This window comes from Chryseobacterium gilvum (genome assembly GCF_025628965.1).
Taxonomy (GTDB): Bacteria; Bacteroidota; Bacteroidia; order Flavobacteriales; family Weeksellaceae; genus Chryseobacterium; species Chryseobacterium gilvum.
Genome location: NZ_JAOTEN010000001.1, coordinates 1,206,359 through 1,226,825 on the forward strand (window position 1 = coordinate 1,206,359; position 20,467 = coordinate 1,226,825).

Below are 20,467 nucleotides of genomic sequence, written 5' to 3' on the forward strand. Positions count from 1 at the left end.
TTTACACCGTCTTTAAATCATTGATAAAATGCTTACCACCAAAATTTAAATATTTCTAATATAATGTAGTTGCACTATAATAAAAAACCTCGCATTTTGCGAGTTTTTTATTAATCACAGCTTAAATATCTTCTTTATTTTGTTTAATTTTCCTATTATAATCATAAATTAAAGATCCTTCTTTCAATATTTTAAAAAGTTCTCTTTTTGATAAATCAGTATTCTCTAATTTATTAATTATCAAGTCAAAATCTTCATTCAAATCTATACTATTAAATAAAAAAATATTCTTACCCTTTACTATTGAAAAATATTTAAAAGAATGAGCTGATGTCGTTGAGATTTGATAGATTGATATATTTTTCGGATTAGAATAAATTTCTCGGATATATATCATATTTGGTATATCTACAATATCAGTAGTACTTGAAAATTCTTTTTTTTGAATTAAAAATTTAATAATATCCTTTTTATAAACTTTAACCTTAGAATCATCAATGTATTGAGAAAAAAAAGTTGTTGATATAAAGATAAAAAATAAGCAAAATAGGTTAATTCGTTTCATTTTTTTGTTTTTTTTCATTTAATTCTTTGAGATGCTTACCCTCTTCAGCGTCCGGTCCTTTCTCTAAATCGTTATTTTTCCCTTTAGCAATATTTTCTCCTAACAATTTAAGATTAGCAGGATCCGTTGCATGATTTCCCTCATGAACACCAATAGAACCTAATACTGCACTCATGCCTTCATTTGTCCATAAATCATATAGTTCATTATAATTTGCTCCTATAAACTTTGTCCCTTCAGGTGCGGCTTTATGCTCTTCCATTCTCTTTTCTATTCTAGCTTCAAAAAATTCTATCTTAGCATAATTAGAAGTTACTTCACCTGTTTTTTCATTTCTCCCAAGTTTTTTAGGATGTGTAGTTTCTGCCCAGTTTCCAGCATCCTTTGCGGTTTTATTAATTTCTATTTCTACACCATGTTTCGCATCTCGCATTTTATTAAGTCTAGATAAGCCTGTTTTTGTTTTAGCCATTTCATCACCAATTCTTTTAGTATCGGCAGTTGCATTCTTACTCCATATTAATGACCCGTCTTTATTTTGTTTATATGTTACTGCTTTTCCATCTTTTCCAACTATCCATTCAGGTTGTCTTCCATCCGGATCAATAAATCTAATCGTATTATTCATTACATAATTATATGGTGACCATCTTCTGTATTTCTCCGCTAGCGGATCAATTACTCCCCATCTCCCAATATCCGGCATATAGAATCTTGCTCCATAATCATACATCCCTGTCTCCTCCTGCAATTCCTTTCCATTGTATTGGTATTTGTACGCAGGATTTCCTCCATTTGCATTGTATCCTTGATGCTTTAACCCAAACGGATAATAATTATTTTCTTCAAGAACTTCTGCGCTTGTGCCATTATTAAAATAGCTCAGCCTTACATTTCCTAAATGATCGGTGTAGTTGTAAATATACGTATTATCTTTAAAATTAAAATACCCTTCTGCAGTTGGTATAAATTCTAACATTGCCGCATTCAGGTAATTCACCGTATACTGAAAACCGTCTAGATAATCGGTCGTGGTCGTACGCTCTGTTTGATTCTTAAAATAAGAAGTGTACGCTTTTCTGAGCTTGGTTCCGTCTGCGCGGTAACTGTAGTTGGTTCTTACATTACGTTCTTCTGTGGTTCCGTTACTGTTTCTGATGATATAGGCTTGGTTGAAGGTCAGCTTTTTAGGAAGATTGAGAAAATTGTAATCAATATTCAGAATCCCTTTATCAATCTGGTTGATCATATTTCCATTGATATCGTAGGAAATTACGTTTCCTTAGATATCCAAAATAATTCTGAGAATAATACGTGAAAGATTTCAGCCATTTGACAAAGAAGATAAAGCACCGACTTTATGATCATCCACAAAATGTTCAATATTAAAAAATTTGAAAATTTCTTTAATAAAATGCGGCTCTTTATAAAACAAAAAAACCTCGCAATTTGTGAGGTTTTTTTGTATCCGAATAATGATTCATATATTATATGTTAATACAATGTATCTTTTGAGAAAAGCATGAGCTAATCAAATTTCATCGAATTTGGAGTTTCTAAAACAACATAGTATTCTTTATTGTTTTTAACTAATTTTAAATATTTCTTTCGATATTTTTTATGATATAAATTAAAAATGTTTACAATAATATAATCTTGATTAAAAAAAGTTTTCGGCACACTTACTATATATTTGGAAGCAAAAGGTTTGTTCGGAAGAATTGCTTCAAAACTTAAATTAATATTTTCAGATTGATTATTCATTAGCTTTGTATAAATATCATCATTTAAATCAATTGAACCAACAGAATATTTGACTTTTATATTTTCTTCAAGTGAAGAACCTATATAAAAATCACTAATTGTTAAGGATGGGTTTTCATCAATCATAATTAATAGATTCGCTTTTTTGCATTGAGCATAAAACAAACTTTGCATTAGTATAAATGCTACTATAAATATTTTATTAAATTTATTATTTTCCATTTCTTTTTAATATATTTTTTATTACTGGAACAGTCAATTGCATTCTAAATGTACCATTAGAATTATAAATAGCTGCTCCTATGGATCGGCTATCATTATAAGTTCCATCTAAATTTCTTGTTATATTAGAATTAGTTCCTTTTCCAAGTGGTCCTACAATAATATTAGTGGGAAATTGTTTAAAGGCACTAGTATCAGTTCCCACGGTTGGAACTAAAGCATTAAAAGGATACGGTATACCCTTTGCTTCAAATATTCCTGCCGGATGTAGATGTATGCTTGTCTGTGAATTTCCTGACGATAATAATGGCGTCGGTAATTCAGCAGGCGCTGAAGCCATACCATCTGCACCTACGGTTGGCAAAGGTCCTGTTTCTCCTCTAAATATTATGCCTCTTTGATCTACTATGGAGGATTCTTCCTTCAGCCCTCCGTTTGCTTTTCCTCTAGCTATTACATTAAGAGATTCATTTAAATCTAAATCAGTTGGAACTATCATATTAGTATTAAATTCGCTCAAATCACCTATGCCCACATGCCGCCCATTTTTTTCTGCTGCTTTTATTGCATCAAGATCTGTTTTGTTTGAAATCATCAAAACTCCTGGATCTGTGGTTCCATCAGTACCAATTTTTTTTCCATTTTCATTCACGTAATCGATTGGATCCCTACCATCCGGATCAATAAATCTAATTGGATTATTAAAAGCATAATTATATACACTGTGCCTTCTCATTTTCTCTGCAAGCGGATCTAAAACACCCCATCTTCCAATATCGGGCATATAGAATCTTGCTCCATAATCATACATGCCTGTCTCCTGCAATTCCTTGCCATTATATTGATACTTATACGCAGAATTCCCATTTAATTCATTATACCCTTGGTGTTTCAGCCCAAAAGGATAATAATTGTTTTCTTCAAGAACTTCTGCGCTTGTGCCATTGCTGAAATAGCTCAACCTTACATTTCCCAAATGATCGGTATAGTTGTAAATATACTTATTATTTTCAAAATTATAATAGCCTTCCGAAGTTGGTACAAATTTTAAGATCCGGCTGTTGTCTACATTGCTGCCTATAAATGATTTCTCATACTGGAAACCGTCCAGATATTCCGTTATTTTAATGGTTTCAAGACGGGTTCGTGCAGCGGCAAAAGAATAAACCTTTTTAAGCTTTACGCCATCGGCTTTGTATAAATAACGTGTTTTTACATAATTATTTATATCCTGCGATCGCGGGATATAGGTGCTGTTAAAAGTAGTCTGGTCAGGAAGGTTTAAATAGTTATAATCGATATTCAAAATCCCTTTATCCAGCTGATCTTTCATATTGCCGTTGTCATCATAGGAAATTGTATTCCCTGAAATATCGGGATAACCCAGATAATTCTGGGAATTATCGGTGACGGATTTTAGCTTGTTGGTTCCAAAATAGTCATAGATCAAATTATCAATCTGCTCTGCTCCCACCATTCCTTTGGTTTTTCTTTGGAGTGTAGTGATATTTCCGTTCAGATCATAGCTCATTTCTTCATTAAAGAAACCGTTTTCAGGAACCGAAGTTCCCGGCTCGGAATATAACCCTTTTTTCAATCTGTTTAAGCCATCATACTGGTAAGAATACCTTCTGTCTACTCCATCTACAGAAGTTTTCCAGTCGATCTCGGCAATATTGCCGTTGTACTTCCCGGTAGAAAGAGAAGTATTGACCGGGTTTTGATATTTCATCTCATACCCGAAGAGCTTCCCGTTCAGGTTGGATGGATCGTTAATTCTTGTCATCCAGCCTCGGATATTGTAAGCGTAATCTACCGTCTGTAATGGCGTTGCTGCATTGGTTCCGCCCACTTTCTTGGTTTTCAGCTGCGAGAGCTCGTTGTATTCGTTCTGAGCCAAAATCTCTTCAGCATTATTGTCTACCTTATGTTTGTGGACAAGCAGCCTGTTCTGCGCATCATATTCGAAGCTCTCGGTGATGATCTTTTCCGTATCGGTGCTTAAACGTTTATGGTACGTTTTCGTCTGTTTAGGGGTACCTGCAAAATCAAGCTCGGTCTCTGTTCGGGTGTAACCTCCCAGATGATTGATCGAGTAATTCCCGATCGGCCTTCCTTTGCGGTCGTAATAGCTGTAGGTTTTCGTCCAGTTATCGTCTTCGATGTTTTTCACCAGGGTCATCACCGGAAGGTCTTTTGTGCTTTTTCCTGTGGACGAAGGATTGTCGGTCAGTATCGGCTTCCCGAATATCGTAGCCGGGAAAGTGGGATTAAAAGCATAAGCCGGGTACGTATCGTAATAATTGACACTGAGAACCGTACTGATATTCGCCGTAAAATAGGTGTTTGAATAATAAATATTCATCCCGTTTTTTGTAAATCCGGCAGCATCCCTGGACTCGGTAATGACGAGATCATTCACTATATTTTGCCAGGCTGCCCCGTTTCCCCCGGAACTGACGATTCCGGTAACAGCCACTCTGCCGAATTGATCATATTTGGTCATCAGCCACTGATTCTGGGCTTTCATATTGGCATCCTGCGTTAAGACCAATCGGTCTGCCTTATCATAGACCATAGACTCCCAGCCTTTTCCGGGAAGCTTCTTTTCTACCAACCTGTATTTGCTGTCATAGCGGTACTGGTAACACAAATCGTCCAGTGCAGCCTGCAGTGTAGATCCCGAGACTGAAGCCAGAGGCGGGATTACATACGAAAGCTGGTTATACTCATTATACACATAATAAGTATCTGCATTTTCGGTGGCGCTGATCACCTTCCGGATCAGTACCGTCTGTCCTCTTCCGTTGGTAAATTCTATGGTTGTATTCCCGTCTTCATCGGTCACGCTGTTTTTGTAGAGTTTGGCAGCCTGAAAATAAGCAGAAGTCTGTACTGAGGAGACAAACACGGTATTGGCCGCATCCCATGTGGTGGTGGTCTGGTAATTTCTTACCATATCCTGCGCCGTATTGGCTTCATAGCTGAAGTTCACGGGTTTATTCGCCCAGTCTGTCCCCACCTGGATCTGCTGTTGGATCCGGTTCAAAGGCGTGTTTTCAAGTACTTTTTCAGCATATATTTTCTCAGATCCGTACACCGCGGAAGAATTTCCCAGCGGCGAAGGAATAATGGCTCCATTCAAAGTGGAGGATTGGGGAACCGGGAGATATTCTTTCACCTGCCTTCCGAAACCATCATATTCCATATGCATAACTATATCTTTTCCTAAAGGGGAAGCTTTGACGTTCACTACCTGTTTCGGTCTTCCCAAGCCGTCGAAATACTGAACGGTTTCCACCTGTTTTTGTACCGGTTCTGAAGGATCCGTCAGATGAACTTTGGTATACACATAGTTTTCGGTACTGCTTGGTAATGTTGTTTGTGCGTAGGCAGATCCTGAGGTCAGCAGGATGCCAATCGGAATTATTATTTTCTTCATCGTGTGCTAGTGTTTGTAATTGTAAAAAATGTCCTTCAATGGCTGCCCTTCCTGATCGGATACCTTTTCAAGCCTGTTGGCGCTGTCATATTTATAGGTCTCTCTGATGCCTTGTGAGGAAGTAATCGTGGTGACCCCAATCAGCGGATCATAGGTCAGTGTAGTCACTTTAGCATTTTGCAGTGCTGCCGAATTTCTGAAGGTATCTAAAGCCGTAATCAAAGCTCCTTCATTATTCGGGTTTGAGGCATCATTATCCGATGCCGAAACAATGGGTGAAATTAATCCTGAACTGACCAGCTGTGCATACGTCATGCCTTCTACTTTTGCAATAGGCTGTGTGCTGTTATAGCCCCAGACAATAGAAACGGGTGTTCCTTCTTTGGTCGTATACTGCTGAAGGTTTCCTTTGTCATCATACTGATTAAAAGTCACTTCCGTAGAAAAAGTATTGTTCGGGATGTCGTACGATTTTACGGATAATGGTAAGACTGAGTTCCCGGCCTGACTCGTAGGAATCGAAGTAGGATACACCGTTTCTGTTTTTGAAAGTGTTTTGGCAACTCCATTCACCGTTTGCGTAGAGGTCGTCTCCAACGGAATGCCAATCATGTTTTTACTGATCAAAAGTGGGTTTCCTTTTTCGTGGGCATAGCTGTAAGACGTCTCATTGATGACACCATCTGTTGTGGTGGTCTGTTTCGTCAACTGGTGGTGATTGTTTGATGAGGTGAAGGTTTTTGTCGTTGATACCATATCCTGATTCCCCAAATGCTCTGTCGTCGTTTTGATAAAATCCCCGTTCTCATCAAAATTCTGGAATTTGTAATAATAGGTATCGAAAGGATACCCTGTTCCCAGGATGACAAAATCTAGTATATTTTTAGGCTTAAAAATAAGGTCATAATCGATACCATACACGATCTTAGGTTTAATGGTATTTCCATCTTCGACATAATACTCATAAGATTCTTCCTGTCTGTTTCCGAGATTATTCAGCAGGGTTTTCCCGTTTTTAGGATATTCAAAGCATGGAAGAGAAGAAGAAGCTCCTAAAAAATTGCCTTCCATATTATTATAGAAGCATGATCCCGAATAATCTCCTAATATGGTCTTATTTTCAAATACCGAATTGATCGTGATCTTTTGATTGGTAGATATATTCACTTTATCTTCCTTCGCCGCCGTGTAAGAAATCATTCTGCCGCTTCCGGTCTGCAGGGGAAACCTGCTTTGAGAGTTGATAAAGTTTTTATTGGGAATCTGCTGAAGGAAATCAAGCTCAAAATTCGTGATTCCAGACTCTACCCCGTTTTCATTTTTGTAGTTATACTCTCTTGCCAGAACCAATGCATTATTTTCATTATAGTTTTCAATTCTTTTAACGCGTAATCCTCCAAAAGGTACTTCTACGCCATACGCCGTATTTCTTGCCAGGTTCGGATCAATTTCTTTCCATTTAACCTCCATCGTCGCTTCATCAGCATTATAATTAAAAAGCTGGCTGTTCGGTGTATTCTGATTTCCGGCATACAACTGTACCTGAATGGTATTGGTGGCGGTAAGCTGGTCATATGGTATTTCAATGACTTTCGTAGCGTTGGTGAATAGTTTCTGTGAGACCAGCTCTACATTATTGGCATTTAAGATTTTATAATAAATTGAACAGCTTCCGTTGGTCGGTAAAGTCAAATCAGGATAAATACATTTTGTCGTACTGGTGTTCAGTTCAAATCTAATACGGTTGGTGTTAGGCAATTTACTAAAATCAATATTCAGGGGAATATTGTACGTTTTATTGGTCTGCTGTGCCGGGTTTTCTGAGGTTGAAAAATATTTGTTGGCTAATACATAGGGGATGATATCATGTATTCTATAGGTTCTTTTAACATCATGCTCAAAATAAATCCCCTTATTGCTTTCCGAATAGAACCTGGTTTTCCCTCCCGTCGGCAAAATAATTTCTTCCAGCTGACCCGCTTTGGCAAATTCCGGATTGACGTTTCTGTCATTTTCCTCTTCCAGAACAACATCGATGCTCGGTGTCAAACCTGCATTCGTCGTTTTGCCATTATAATATCCCCACCAGTCTCTGGCGTAAGAAAACCGGTGCGGAAGCAACTGGCTGTTATAATTAAACTGATACGCATTGTGCAGATTAATATCCCCAAACCAAACTTTTTTAAGCATCAGTCGTTTCGTGATATTACCGCTGTCTTCCATGTGGTTGCATGAATAAATAGGCGTTGTTGGTGGCAGAGAAGTCATATACTCATACTGAAAACCGATGGTATTCACATTTCTTCCGTAGCTGTCTTTGATGTCAACCGATTCCAGTTTTTTAGTCGTACTGTCATCAAGACGGCTGGATGTATTAAACTTAACTTCTCCAAAGGTTCCGTAAATCCTTTTGATCTGATAGGTATACCCTTTTGTTCTGGAAAAGCTGGTGTATACCGTACCTCTGGGATCATCAGAATCATATGTTTCTACCGTTTTTGATTGTCCTGCCAATTCACAGGTATCATAAAAACTCCCTTCATCATACTCAAAATTCAGTTCGTTATTCTGAGGGCTGATCATTTTTTCCAGGATCCATGTCTGAGCATACGTTGGCTGCTGTGCTGTCGGCTCGGTTCCGATGGATATTCCTCCGTAGGTATAGGTGTGAGAAAAATGCAAAGTATTCCCGACTTTATAAATATATTGAAATCCTGTCGGGCTGGTAATGGTCCATTTTCCTGAAGTAGTATTATAATTAATTTTATAATCCGAATCAGGAAATTGCACAAACTGCCCCACCGGATTTTCGGCACTTCTTTCCTGATTGACCATGAATGACAATGTTTGGCCATCGGGTAATATTACTTTATAATCATCCGATTCCAGATCTATAGCGCCACTTCTGTATCTGTAGTCTAAATCATACGCCGCACTTTCAGGAAGTGTTCCCTGGTCTATTTTATGCATAATATCAGCGGCAATCGGGACCGTATATTGTGTTTCGTAGAAAAACCCTCCCGGCGCGTCATCAGGAAACTGCCTCACCGTTCTTATCAATGAGGGAGTCGATAAGGACCAGCCTAAACCTATCCATGGCGATTTTTCATTAACGGCAATCCCGCTGTAGTTATAGGATAACCTGATATCATAGACAAGATCGCCATTTTGTATGGTATAAATAGGGACTGAGATATCCGGATTTCCTGAATTGAGGGAAACCGGATTTTCAAAATTCTTTAATAAAGCACTTACTTCCGGAGCCTGCGGAACAATTTTCTGATAGGTGTCAGCGGCGGATTGGCTCATGTAAAAATTACAGGCCATTAGACCCGTAAGGTAAATATATTTCTTCATCGGCGTTCTATTTCTTAATTATTTTCGCATTTGCGGTCTTGTTGGAGTCTGTTTTTATGGTGATGAGATAAGCACCCTGAATCAGGTTCTGCGTGTTGATCTTGGTGACCTTATTCTTTGTTTTTAAACTCTGCAGCTGTCTTCCGCCCATATCATACATGGTAATATCCGCTTCCTTGAAGTCAAACCCGATCTCTACATAACAGTAATCAGATACAGGATTCGGGTAGATTCTGATATCCTGCTTTTCGATTAATTGATTCAGCTGTTCATCACCCAGCTTGACGATCTTCCAGTTTTCTTTTCCGAGTTCCTCGGCGCTGGTTCCGGCTAAGATAATCGAGCCGTCACGGTTGAGTTTCAGATCCGATAACCGCTCCTCCTTCTGTCTTTTCTCTCCCTTCACATGCTTGCGCCACTGCTCATTCCCGTTCTCATCCAGGTACAGCATCCAGAACGTTTCATCATCCGTTTCTATCCTTCCTTCCGCCTGCGTGTAGCCGCCCAGAAGAATTCCTTTTGAGCTTTTTTCATCTCCGGTTTTCACTACGTTCATTCCCATCAATACATCCCGGTTTTTAAAGCTGTAGGATTTCTGCCATAATTCTTCGCCTCTTTCGTTTAATGCAATCAGCCATACATCGGTCCCTTCTTCAATTCCCACGGTTTTATTGCCTGATCTCTCCGATCTGGATTCTCCGCCAATAACGTAACCACTTGTTGTTAAAGCCAGTGTTCTTAAATGGTCATCGCCTTTTCCGCCATAGTTCTTTTCCCATTCCACTTTGCCGTCTTTACTGAGCTTGATGATCCAGTAATCGCCTTCCCCGAAGTTTTCAGATTTTTTTGGATAAGTAATGGGTAATGGGTAATTGGTAATATCTGATGACCCTCCTTTTGCACTCGAATAGGTATTGCTCATCACTGATTGCTTATTGCTCATATCAGAAGCTCCGCTTCTGGAATAAATGCCGAGTAACGCGCCGCCGTCTCTGGTGGGAATCATCTTTTCCACCTCATCCATCCCTTTTCCGCCTATGATCAGTTGGGAGGTTTCTTTCCCGTTTTTATCTAATTTCGTGATCCATACATCTTTCGAGCCGTAGCCTTTTGCTGAGCTCTGAACATTTCCCGCTACCATAAATCCTAAATCCGTGGTCTGGATGACGGCTTTCGATTCTTCATCGGAAGTGCTTCCGAGCGTTTTCTGCCATATTTCGTCCCCGAATTCATTCAGCCTGATGAGCCATGCATCTGAGCCGCCTTTGGAGTCTTCTTTTTTATCGAATGATTTCCCGGAAAACGAAGTTCCTGCCAAAAGAAACCCGCCTTCCTGCGTGGCTACCGTAGCCGAAAGAAAATCATGGTTCTGGCCCGAGAAATACTTTTCCCAGGCTTCTTCACCCTGCTGATTGAGCTTTACGACATGGAAATCGTAGCCGCTGTTTTGCTTGCTTTCTGAAGAGAGCTTTTTAGATTGAATCGAGCTGCCGGTAATAAGGTACTGCTGGTCAATGGTGGTAGTCACCTGCGAGAGGAAATCCTGCGTGGAGGAAGAAATATCTTTCTGCCAAAGTACTTCTTGTGCAGAAACGAAGGCAGTGCTGCATACAAGCAGCGCACTGAGAATGTGTTTTTTCATATCTGTGTTTTTACAAATGAATGACGGTTATTGTTTTATGGCGCGAATTTAACTTTTTTTAACAGATACCACAAATTTTTATTTTAAGAGATTGTTACGTGTTGGAAAGGTACTATGGGAAAGCGACAGAACGTGGCGTGTTATAAAAAAATTTATATATTATAAGAATAAATCATTACGATGCCACCCCATCAATGAAAACCTCCACAAAATCCTGAACTTTTTGGATAATTCTTTTTCCAATATTATTTCGTTCTGTAAGTTTTGGTTTTATTTCTAAGAGTTTTAAGGCATCACTCATTTTGGGTATTTTGGAAGTGAAAAGAAAGCTGTCAATCGTTTCTTGGAATTTTTCTTTGTTCAGGGATTCTTCTTCGGCAATTTTTTCGAAGGCATCAGTTCTTTCTTTGTTCCAGAAATTATCAAATTCATCACTTACAGCATCGCCGTCGGGAATATGTGGCAAGTTCTCGTCTATGAATTTTTCAATCAGTTCTTTTTTGCTTCTTAATTGGGCGTCGCCGGATAGGATTTCACGAATTTCTTTTATTTTCGCTTCTCGTTTCATTCCTTTTATATCTGCGATATTTGCTAATAGTGAAAGTATATAGCTCACATTGATTTCATCACGGTGGATGAGCTCTAATTCAAAATCAACATCATCTAAAATGCTAACTTTTCCATCTCCTGGAATTTTAGGATGTGTTGCAGTCCAGATATCAAGATACTTACTTTTATATCCATCAAATTCAAATTCTGTCATCTCCAATTGGTCAAAATCAAAATCTGTAAATGATTTTAAGACATTCAGAATACGCATCAATTCGCGGAAGGCTGTAACAAATTCAAACTTTTCTTGTTCGGTTTGATAAAAGTCAACACTTTGAATTTCGGGTGCAACTAGTTTCAGTTTTTCTAAAGAATTTTTGAAAAGTTCAATATAATCTTCAATGGGTTGGATGATTATTTCCTGTATAGCTTCTTTATTAGAAAATAAAGTCACTGCATCATCTGTGGCAGATTTTAAATTGCGAAAACAAACGATATTTCCTTGCGATTTTTTCTCTCCGATAATTCTGTTGGTTCTGGAAAACGCCTGAATCAATCCGTGGTATTTCAGGTTTTTATCTACAAATAAAGTATTCAATTGAGGACTGTCAAATCCTGTCAAAAACATATTGACTACAATAATCAAATCAACTTCTTTGTTTCTGACTCTTTTCGCAATGTCATTGTAATAATTATAAAAATTCTGGCTGTCTTTCGTAGAAAAATTGGTTCCGAACATTTCGTTATAATGACCAATATATCGATCTAAAACAGTCCTGCTATGTGAATCACCATATTTTGCAGGTGGCTCCGCAACCATCGACAAAACATCTTCTTCCTGATAATTTCCGTCTGCATCATTATTCTCTTCATTAGTTCCATAACTGAATATGGTTGCAATTTTCAGATTGTGTTTTCCCTCTTCTTTTTTCTTTTGGAAAAGGTCATAATATTTCTGCAAAACATCTATGCTACTCACACAAAACATTGCATTGAATGTTTTCTGATGGGTTTTTCTATCGTGTTCGGTTATAATGTAATCGGTGATTTTCTCCAGACGCTTTGGACTTGCTAGTAATTCTTGAGTATCAATAGCTTCAACTTCCATATCTATATAAGTATTACTACCTTCCTTTTCTTTGTATCTGCCGACATATTCTACAGAGAATTTCAAAACATTTTCATCTCTAATAGCATCTGTAATCACGTATTTATGCAGACATTCTTTGAAAAGCATATTTGTAGTGGCAGAAATTCCATTTATTTTTCCAACCGAATTCACTTCCGAAATTGGCGTTCCGGTAAAGCCAATCATTTGCGCTTTTTCGAAATATTTCTTAATATTTTGATGCGTTTCTCCGAACTGACTTCTGTGGCATTCATCAAAAATGAATACGACTTTTTTGTCTTTTAGTCTATCTATTTTTTTGCCGTGTTTTTCTTTGGTAATGGCAGTATTTAGCTTTTGTAAGGTTGTAACAATTAGTTTTGTATTATCAGAAAGTTGCTTTACGAGATGTGCCGTATTTTCCGTAGCATCTACGCTGTCTTTTTCAAAAGCATCAAATTCTTTTTGCGTTTGATAATCCAAATCTTTCCTGTCTACCACAAAAACAACTTTTTCCACTTTAGGAATTTCTTTCAAAATCTGACTTGCTTTGAAAGAAGTTAATGTTTTCCCTGAGCCTGTTGTATGCCAAATAAATCCATTGTTATCGGTATTTCTAACCCTTTCAACAATTTTTTCTACCGCATAATATTGGTACGGTCGAAGAACCATTAAAATTTTATAGGTTTGATTCAGTACAATATATTTCGTAATCATCTTGGCAATGTGACAAGGCTCTAAAAATGCCTGTGCAAAATCTTCAAGTTGTGTGATATTATTATTGTGTTCGTCTGACCAGAAGAAAGTTTGTTTAAAACTCTGCTTGGCGTTATTGGAATAATACTTTGTATTGACACCATTACTTATAACAAATAACTGAACGTAATTGAATAAACCTTTTCCCGAATTAAATGACTGATGATGATAGCGGTTGATTTGGTTGAAAGCCTCTTTCATTTCCAAACCACGGCGTTTGAGCTCTATCTGAACCAAAGGCAAACCGTTGATTAGAATCGTGACATCGTAACGGTTTTTATAATCTCCTTCCTGAGCAATTTGATTTGTGACTTGGAATTGATTCTGACACCAGCTTTCCTGATTGATGAATTCTATCCATTCCGAAGTTCCATCATCTTTAGTAAACTGAAATCGGTCACGCAATATTTTAGCTTTCTCAAAAACATTCCCTTTGGCAAGATGATTTAGAATCTTTTCAAATTCTTTATTGGAAAATTGTTTTTTATTATGAATTTCGAGCTGAGTTTTTAGGTTGATAATCAAATCTGCTTCATTGCAAATCCTGACTGGCTTATGACCTAAATGCTGTAATTGTTCTACTAATTTCTGTTCAAGAATATATTCGGGCTGGCTGGACATTTTTGCGTTTACAAGTTTTATGGTTAAAAAACATTGTCAGAGTTTCAAACTCTGACAATGTTGTTAATAGTTTTATCAAATCTAACAAAAAATATCATAACTAAAACTATTTAAGTGCTTTAAACATTTGATCTATTGCTTTTTTCTTCTGTTCTAGATTTGGATGCACATAAAGATTCAATGTTGTACTGATATTGGAATGACCCAGCAGGACACTCACCGTTTTATAATCACATTTGCTTTCAATGCATCGGGTTGCAAAACTATGACGCAATCCGTGGAATTTAATTTCCGGGATTTCCAGTTGTTTCATCAGATTTTTATAATAGCTCCGGTAAGTTCTTGGCTCAGTTGGTTTAGCATCATTTGTCAAGACAAAAAACAAAGGATTCACAATCTTTTTAAAAGGCTTCAACATTCGCAAAAGGTCTCTACTCATTGGAACTTCACGTATTGAGTTCTTGGTTTTTGGTGTATCGAGAAGCAATTCTGTTCTGCGTTTGCCATCTTCGATAATGTAGATTCGCTGAATGGTTTTTCTGATGTTGATAATCCCGTTATCCGTATCAATATCTTCCCAAGTGAGTGCGCAAATTTCGCCAATCCGCATTCCAGAACAAAGACAAATATAAACCCCCAGATTCCGGAATGTAAAATGCTCTTGAATATAATTCATCACTTTTTTCTGATGAGTTCTGGTCAGAACTTCAATACTTTGATTTTCCCTAACGGTTGGATATTGAATATCGAATGGCGTGTATTGAATCCATTTATATTTTGCCCCAAATTTCATTACCATTTTCAAAACGATAAGCACATCTTTGATGCTTTTCTGGCTCAATCCCTGTTCCAATTTTTGAAAAACAAATTGCTGAACTTCCTCTTCTTCTATGCTATTTACTTCTGCAAATTTGGGTAGCAAATGGTTCTCCAGCAAAAGCACGTAAGCCGAAAAACTTGATTTTTTCACATAAAGTTGTTTGTCTTTTTTCCATATTTCTACGATTTGAGCAAATGTTTTTTGTGTCGTCATAATTTTCTTCTGATTTTAAGATTAAAATCTTAAAGATAGAGCCTTTGCAAATTATCTTCCGCAGATTAAATTGATGGTAAATATTCTCTCTAATCTATTTAAAGAGGATGAAAAATCTGAATTTCCCAAATTTGCGATTTCCTGGGTTTTATGGAGAGTGGGAGATGAAAAAAATTGGCGAAGTTGCGGAAATCAAAACCGGAAACAAAGACACTCAAAATAAAGTCGAAAATGGAATTTATCCATTTTTTGTTAGGTCAAACAGTGTTGAAAAAATAAACAGTTATTCGTATGATGGTGAAGCAATTTTGACTTCTGGTGATGGAGTTGGAGTTGGGAAAAATTTTCATTATATAAATGGGCGATTTGATTTTCATCAAAGAGTTTATTCGATTAGAAATTTTAAGGAAGGATTTGACGGGAAATATATATACAGTATTTTTTCTGAAAAATTTTACGATAGAGTAATGCGTTTAAGTGCAAAAAACTCTGTTGATTCTGTTAGAATGAGTATGATTTCAGAAATGAAACTTTCATTTCCTATGTTGAGTGAGCAACAAAAAATTGCTTCATTTTTATCATTTATAAATGAGAGAATCATAACCCAAAAGAAAATAATTGAGGATTTACAAATAACTAAGAAAATTATATCTACAAGATTGTTTAATAAGGGATTTTCTTATATAGACAATTATAATTTTAAACGACTTGGAGATTTAACTTATGTAGTCAACAAGAAAAATAAGAAAAATCTTAAATTGCCTGTTTATTCTATAAATAATAAAAAAGGATTTGTAAAACAATCCGTACAATTTGAAGGTATCGATAGTGATGAAAGAGGTTATGATATATCTTTATATAAAATTATAGATAAAAAAACTTTTGCATATAATCCAGCTAGAATAAATGTTGGATCAATTGGTTACAATAGAAATTTAGAAAATATTATTATAAGTTCTTTGTATGTGTGCTTTAAAACTACAGAGGAGGTAAATGATGAATTTCTATTTCAATATCTTAAAACTGATTTATTTAAAAAAGATGTTTTAAGAAATGTTGAAGGCGGGGTTAGAGATTACTTGTTTTATGAAAACTTCTCAAGAATAAAAGTAAATTTACCTAATATTGATATTCAAAATAAAATTGCAAATTTTTTAAAGCTTTTTGATGAAAAACTCACTTTAGAAAATGAATTATTAACAAATTACGAAAATCAAAAAAAGTATTTACTTGCCAATTTATTCGTCTAAAACATAGCCTTGTCAAGGTTTTTTAAGCAAAAAGATTGACCAAAAGGTATTTCTTTTGAGTTTCGTATTGAGCTAAAATTTTCTTTTCCGTTTCTATTTTTTCTTCGATGGAAGAAAAAAAGTTTGCTATTTTATTCTGTTCTTCCAATGAAGGAAACGGTAATTCAATTTCAGAGAAATATGCATAACTTATCATCTTACCATCTCTTATTCCTTCAAGTTTTTTATTTAACAACTTGATATAAGATTCTGATTTTAGAAAATATTTATAAAACTGAGAGTTTATTGGTATTTTATTTTTCAATATAATGTAAGCCGGACTACATATACCCTCATAATTAGAATATTCGATACCTCCTTGAAAACTTCTAAGGCTAATGATAAAATCACCTATTTCAACTATTTTATAACTTTCAACACTTTTTTCAGTTACTGAAACTTTGTAGTCTATTAGGTCTCTTGGTATTGCACCGTATTCTTGAGTAATAGCAAGAATTGGTAAATCAGAATTATGATTCTTGTTTGTCACACTCTTAAAGACTTCGTTTCCTAATTTTATTTTCCACTTCGAAAAATCTAAATTTTGTTCATTTTTTAATCTTAGTTTTTGAGTAAAAAGTTTATAAATTACACCTTTGAATAATAATTCTAAGTTGTCAATTATTTTCTTTTGGGTTATGATTCTCTCATTTATAAATGATAAAAATGAAGCAATTTTTTGTTGCTCACTCAACATAGGAAATGAAAGTTTCATTTCTGAAATCATACTCATTCTAACAGAATCAACAGAGTTTTTTGCACTTAAACGCATTACTCTATCGTAAAATTTTTCAGAAAAAATACTGTATATATATTTCCCGTCAAATCCTTCCTTAAAATTTCTAATCGAATAAACTCTTTGATGAAAATCAAATCGCCCATTTATATAATGAAAATTTTTCCCAACTCCAACTCCATCACCAGAAGTCAAAATTGCTTCACCATCATACGAATAACTGTTTATTTTTTCAACACTGTTTGACCTAACAAAAAATGGATAAATTCCATTTTCGACTTTATTTTGAGTGTCTTTGTTTCCGGTTTTGATTTCCGCAACTTCGCCAATTTTTTTCATCTCCCACTCTCCATAAAACCCAGGAAATCGCAAATTTGGGAAATTTCTGATACTTTTATTTTTTTCTGTCATCTTGATAATTTATTGTTACTGCTATAAAAATTAAGGATATTCTAAAGTCAAAAAAAAAATTTAACTTACTAATCCTAATTCTTTTAAATAAATGTCAATTTGACTGTCAAGTTCCATACGTTTGGCTTCCAAAACTCTGATTTCTGCCATTACCGCCTGAATGTCGATTTCTTCTTCTTCCTCAAAAGTATCTACATAACGAGGGATATTCAGGTTGTAATCATTGTCTGCAATCTCCTGCAAGGTAGCGAGATGAGAGAATTTATCTTCCGTTTTTCTTTCCTGGTACATATCAACAATTTTATTGATATGTTTTGGAAGCAACACATTTTGATTTTTTTGCTTTTCAAATTCTTTGCTTGCATCAACAAAGAGAACATCCTCATCTTGTTCTCGACATTTCTTGAAAACCAATATACAAGTAGGAATGCTTGTACCAAAGAAAATATTGGCTGGTAACCCGATTACAGCATCCAGATAATTTTTCTCTTTAATAAGATATTTACGAATAACCAATTCTGCTGCACCACGGAACAAAACTCCGTGAGGCATTACCACTGCCATAATTCCGTTCTCATCCAAATGATGGATCATATGCTGGATAAAAGCAAAATCAGCTTTGGAAGCCGGAGCTAATTTTCCATATTGTGAAAAACGCTCATCTAACAATAAAAGTTCATTGCTACTCCAATTCGCAGAAAAGGGAGGATTGGCAACAATAGCATCAAACGTTTTATCAAGGTGTTGAGGTTTTTCAAGAGTATCTTCCTGCTTGATATCAAAATTACTGTAATTGACTCCGTGTAGAATCATATTCATCCGCGCTAAGTTGTAAGTGGTTCGGTTCATTTCCTGACCGTAGAAATCACTTACTTTTGCTTCGCGGGCAACACGAAGGAGCAAAGAACCACTTCCGCAAGTTGGGTCATATACGGATCTCAACTGGGACTTTCTGCTGGTAACGATTCTAGCCAAAATGGTAGAAACTTGTTGAGGTGTGTAAAATTCCCCTGCTTTTTTACCTGCACCACTGGCAAATTGTGAAATGAGATATTCGTAAGCGTCTCCTAAAACATCGGCATTGGTATCAGAAAGATTGAAATCTATATCATCCAGATGATACAACACTTTGGAAATAAGAGTATTTTTCTCGTCCTCAGTTTTTCCTAATTTGGAAGATGTTAAATCCAAGTCTTCAAAAAGATTATCAAAATCGTCTTCACTCTCAGTACCTAAAGTGGACTGCTCAATATTAGTAAGAATCTTTGAAAGTTCTGCAAGGATAAAATTAGATTTTCCTTCTTCTTTTTGATGACCTTTTTTAGCAATGTTACTAAAAAGTTCTGACGGCTTTAAGAAATAGCCTAAATCTTCAACCACTTCTTCATAAATTGCCTGAACGATTTCTTTTCCTTCTACAGTATTTTCATCAACGTCATTATAATCCAGATCTTCTCCAGAATCTAATAAAATTTTGTTGGCTGTAAAATGAATCTTCTCGGATAGATATTTATAGAAAATAAATCCTAAAATATAATCCCGGAATTCATCGGCGTCCATTTTTCCTCTCAATGTATTGGCAATATTCCAAAGCTGCTGTTGCAACTGACGTCTTTGTTCTTCTGACATTTGTAATTCTTAATTAAAGCTTTAAAGGTATTTAAATTTGATCGATTTGCAAATATTATAAGCATGATGATATATAATTAATTATTTTAAAATTATTAGTTTGTTAACTATATAGTATGGCTAATATCTATATAAAAATAAAAATCTCCACCACCGGTGGAGATCCAAATTAAAGAACCGTCAACGTCCCGAGATACGGACTGTTGCAGGCGAGGGTTTCTGCCGTATTGTTGAAATAGGCCCAAACCTGGACTGCTTTTCCGGAATAGTACGTCGGCAGGGTGAACGCTGCCGTTAAGAAGCTTCGGTCTCCTAACGATTCAAATACCTCGAAGGTGCCGAGCTCTTCACAATAGCAGACCGCATTGACCTTATCGGTAGCGTTCGCATTTCCCTGTACGAAATTGTCTTCCCAGTTCAGGACGATGGCCTGTGCAGCCTGCGCAGTCGCCGTGACATTCTGGAATCCTGCAAGATCACCTCTGGTAATGAGCACTTTGTTGTACACCAATTGCGGGAGATCGCCTACGACCTGCAGGGCTTCATTGAGCGTATACGATACCGCCATATTGACCCTGGATTTTGAACCGCTCCCCGATCCGAAATATCTTTTCTGAATGCTGTTCAGAGGCTGCAGAAAGCTGATCACCAGCTTAAACTTGTTCTGCTGCAGCTGTTGTTTTTCGCTGGGCGGCCTGCTGCTGGGTTTGGGTGTACTTCTGATGATGTCCTGTCCGCGCCAGTTGGCGCCCACGATGGTTCCTACTTTTCCTGAGAATCCGCCAAGGATCCCTTTTGTAATTCTTGCCATATCACTTTTTTTTAAAGTTAATGAGACGAAGGTAAAACAGAAAACCCATCACCGGATCATCGGTGAAAAGAATGACCGGGTTTGACTAAAAATGACGGGTATTGACGGGATTTCCGGGACCTGCATTCGGGACCTGCAGGGGTTTTGTTGGGGTTTCCTTCGGAAAATGGGATCTTTTTCCGAACCTGTGCAGCATCATATCCGAAGAAATGCCGGGAAATGACCTATTTTTTATTTCAGGATCTCATTCCATGAAAAAAGCCTTCATTTTTTGAAGGCCTGGTTGAAAAATGATTTCGGGTAAAATAACTTCTTGCCAATCCTGACACAGGGAATACTCTGGGATTTCCTGATACGGCTCAGCGTACTGTCGCTGATATTGAGCAGCCGCTTGACATCTGCACTGTCATAATACAGCGCGTCGTGCCCGTGCGTTTGCTTCAGGGTTTCTAAAATTTCTGAAAGAAGCATGAGAACAGCTTCTATCAGCGGATCTTTCGGGATGTCCCGATTTAATTTTGTTTTCATCAGT

At 36.6% G+C, this 20,467-nt stretch carries 13 protein-coding genes; 1 reads left to right on the plus strand and 12 read right to left on the minus strand.

Annotated elements, in window-relative coordinates:
* Positions 1–121 precede the first annotated feature (121 nt).
* The 8 genes from N0B16_RS05620 to N0B16_RS05655 all read right to left on the minus strand — a co-directional run bounded on the left by N0B16_RS05620 (position 122) and on the right by N0B16_RS05655 (position 15,059).
* Positions 122–583 (minus strand): hypothetical protein, encoded by a 462-nt coding sequence (locus N0B16_RS05620; protein ID WP_262989748.1) that lies wholly within the window; start codon positions 581–583, stop codon positions 122–124.
* Positions 552–1,814, minus strand: coding sequence for an RHS repeat domain-containing protein (locus N0B16_RS14145; protein ID WP_368407542.1), 1,263 nt, complete (start codon positions 1,812–1,814; stop codon positions 552–554). Before N0B16_RS14145 ends, N0B16_RS05620 begins: the two co-directional genes overlap by 32 nt.
* A 278-nt stretch (positions 1,815–2,092) precedes the next feature.
* Positions 2,093–2,551, minus strand: coding sequence for a hypothetical protein (locus N0B16_RS05630; RefSeq protein WP_262989749.1), 459 nt, complete (start codon positions 2,549–2,551; stop codon positions 2,093–2,095).
* On the minus strand, positions 2,541–5,993 hold the full coding sequence (locus N0B16_RS05635) for a DUF6443 domain-containing protein (RefSeq protein ID WP_262989750.1): 3,453 nt from the start codon (positions 5,991–5,993) through the stop codon (positions 2,541–2,543). The genes N0B16_RS05630 and N0B16_RS05635 overlap by 11 nt, the downstream gene beginning before the upstream one ends.
* Positions 5,994–5,999: 6 nt before the next feature.
* Positions 6,000–9,350: a hypothetical protein gene (locus N0B16_RS05640; RefSeq protein WP_262989751.1), complete on the minus strand. Its 3,351-nt coding sequence runs from the start codon at positions 9,348–9,350 to the stop codon at positions 6,000–6,002.
* Positions 9,351–9,357: 7 nt separating this feature from the next.
* Positions 9,358–10,992 carry a T9SS type A sorting domain-containing protein gene (locus N0B16_RS05645; RefSeq protein ID WP_262989752.1) on the minus strand — a complete coding sequence of 545 codons (1,635 nt, stop codon included), beginning with the start codon at positions 10,990–10,992 and terminating at the stop codon, positions 9,358–9,360.
* 175 nt (positions 10,993–11,167) lie between these two features.
* On the minus strand, positions 11,168–14,026 hold the full coding sequence (locus N0B16_RS05650) for a type I restriction endonuclease subunit R (RefSeq protein WP_262989753.1): 2,859 nt from the start codon (positions 14,024–14,026) through the stop codon (positions 11,168–11,170).
* 106 nt (positions 14,027–14,132) lie between these two features.
* The gene (locus tag N0B16_RS05655) at positions 14,133–15,059 is read right to left on the minus strand and encodes a tyrosine-type recombinase/integrase (protein WP_262989754.1); all 927 of its coding nucleotides are present in this window, start codon (positions 15,057–15,059) and stop codon (positions 14,133–14,135) included.
* A 107-nt stretch (positions 15,060–15,166) separates the two neighbouring features.
* Here N0B16_RS05655 and N0B16_RS05660 point away from each other — a divergent pair, with 107 nt between their 5' ends.
* The gene (locus tag N0B16_RS05660) at positions 15,167–16,309 is read left to right on the plus strand and encodes a restriction endonuclease subunit S (RefSeq protein ID WP_262989755.1); all 1,143 of its coding nucleotides are present in this window, start codon (positions 15,167–15,169) and stop codon (positions 16,307–16,309) included.
* Between the two features lie 22 nt (positions 16,310–16,331).
* Here N0B16_RS05660 and N0B16_RS05665 read toward each other — a convergent pair whose 3' ends face one another.
* The 4 genes from N0B16_RS05665 to N0B16_RS05680 all read right to left on the minus strand — a co-directional run bounded on the left by N0B16_RS05665 (position 16,332) and on the right by N0B16_RS05680 (position 20,463).
* Complete coding sequence (locus tag N0B16_RS05665; protein WP_262989756.1) at positions 16,332–17,495, minus strand: restriction endonuclease subunit S; 1,164 nt, start codon at positions 17,493–17,495, stop codon at positions 16,332–16,334.
* Between the two features lie 60 nt (positions 17,496–17,555).
* A complete protein-coding gene (locus tag N0B16_RS05670; protein ID WP_262989757.1) occupies positions 17,556–19,124 on the minus strand; it encodes a type I restriction-modification system subunit M in 1,569 nt (522 codons plus the stop codon).
* Between the two features lie 169 nt (positions 19,125–19,293).
* Positions 19,294–19,935, minus strand: a complete 642-nt coding sequence (locus N0B16_RS05675) for a DUF6266 family protein (RefSeq protein WP_262989758.1) — start codon at positions 19,933–19,935, stop codon at positions 19,294–19,296.
* Positions 19,936–20,199: 264 nt separating this feature from the next.
* Positions 20,200–20,463 (minus strand): helix-turn-helix domain-containing protein, encoded by a 264-nt coding sequence (locus N0B16_RS05680; RefSeq protein WP_262989759.1) that lies wholly within the window; start codon positions 20,461–20,463, stop codon positions 20,200–20,202.
* Positions 20,464–20,467 lie beyond the last annotated feature (4 nt).

Excerpts from the sequence above, each read along its gene's own strand:
- N0B16_RS05620 (WP_262989748.1), bottom strand. The coding sequence starts at position 583 with ATGAAAAAAAACAAAAAAATGAAACGAATTAACCTATTTTGCTTATTT.
- N0B16_RS14145 (WP_368407542.1), bottom strand. The coding sequence starts at position 1,814 with ATGATCAACCAGATTGATAAAGGGATTCTGAATATTGATTACAATTTT.
- N0B16_RS05630 (WP_262989749.1), bottom strand. The coding sequence starts at position 2,551 with ATGGAAAATAATAAATTTAATAAAATATTTATAGTAGCATTTATACTA.
- N0B16_RS05635 (WP_262989750.1), bottom strand. The coding sequence starts at position 5,993 with ATGAAGAAAATAATAATTCCGATTGGCATCCTGCTGACCTCAGGATCT.
- N0B16_RS05640 (WP_262989751.1), bottom strand. The coding sequence starts at position 9,350 with ATGAAGAAATATATTTACCTTACGGGTCTAATGGCCTGTAATTTTTAC.
- N0B16_RS05645 (WP_262989752.1), bottom strand. The coding sequence starts at position 10,992 with ATGAAAAAACACATTCTCAGTGCGCTGCTTGTATGCAGCACTGCCTTC.
- N0B16_RS05650 (WP_262989753.1), bottom strand. The coding sequence starts at position 14,026 with ATGTCCAGCCAGCCCGAATATATTCTTGAACAGAAATTAGTAGAACAA.
- N0B16_RS05655 (WP_262989754.1), bottom strand. The coding sequence starts at position 15,059 with ATGACGACACAAAAAACATTTGCTCAAATCGTAGAAATATGGAAAAAA.
- N0B16_RS05660 (WP_262989755.1), top strand. The coding sequence starts at position 15,167 with ATGAAAAATCTGAATTTCCCAAATTTGCGATTTCCTGGGTTTTATGGA.
- N0B16_RS05665 (WP_262989756.1), bottom strand. The coding sequence starts at position 17,495 with ATGACAGAAAAAAATAAAAGTATCAGAAATTTCCCAAATTTGCGATTT.
- N0B16_RS05670 (WP_262989757.1), bottom strand. The coding sequence starts at position 19,124 with ATGTCAGAAGAACAAAGACGTCAGTTGCAACAGCAGCTTTGGAATATT.
- N0B16_RS05675 (WP_262989758.1), bottom strand. The coding sequence starts at position 19,935 with ATGGCAAGAATTACAAAAGGGATCCTTGGCGGATTCTCAGGAAAAGTA.
- N0B16_RS05680 (WP_262989759.1), bottom strand. The coding sequence starts at position 20,463 with ATGAAAACAAAATTAAATCGGGACATCCCGAAAGATCCGCTGATAGAA.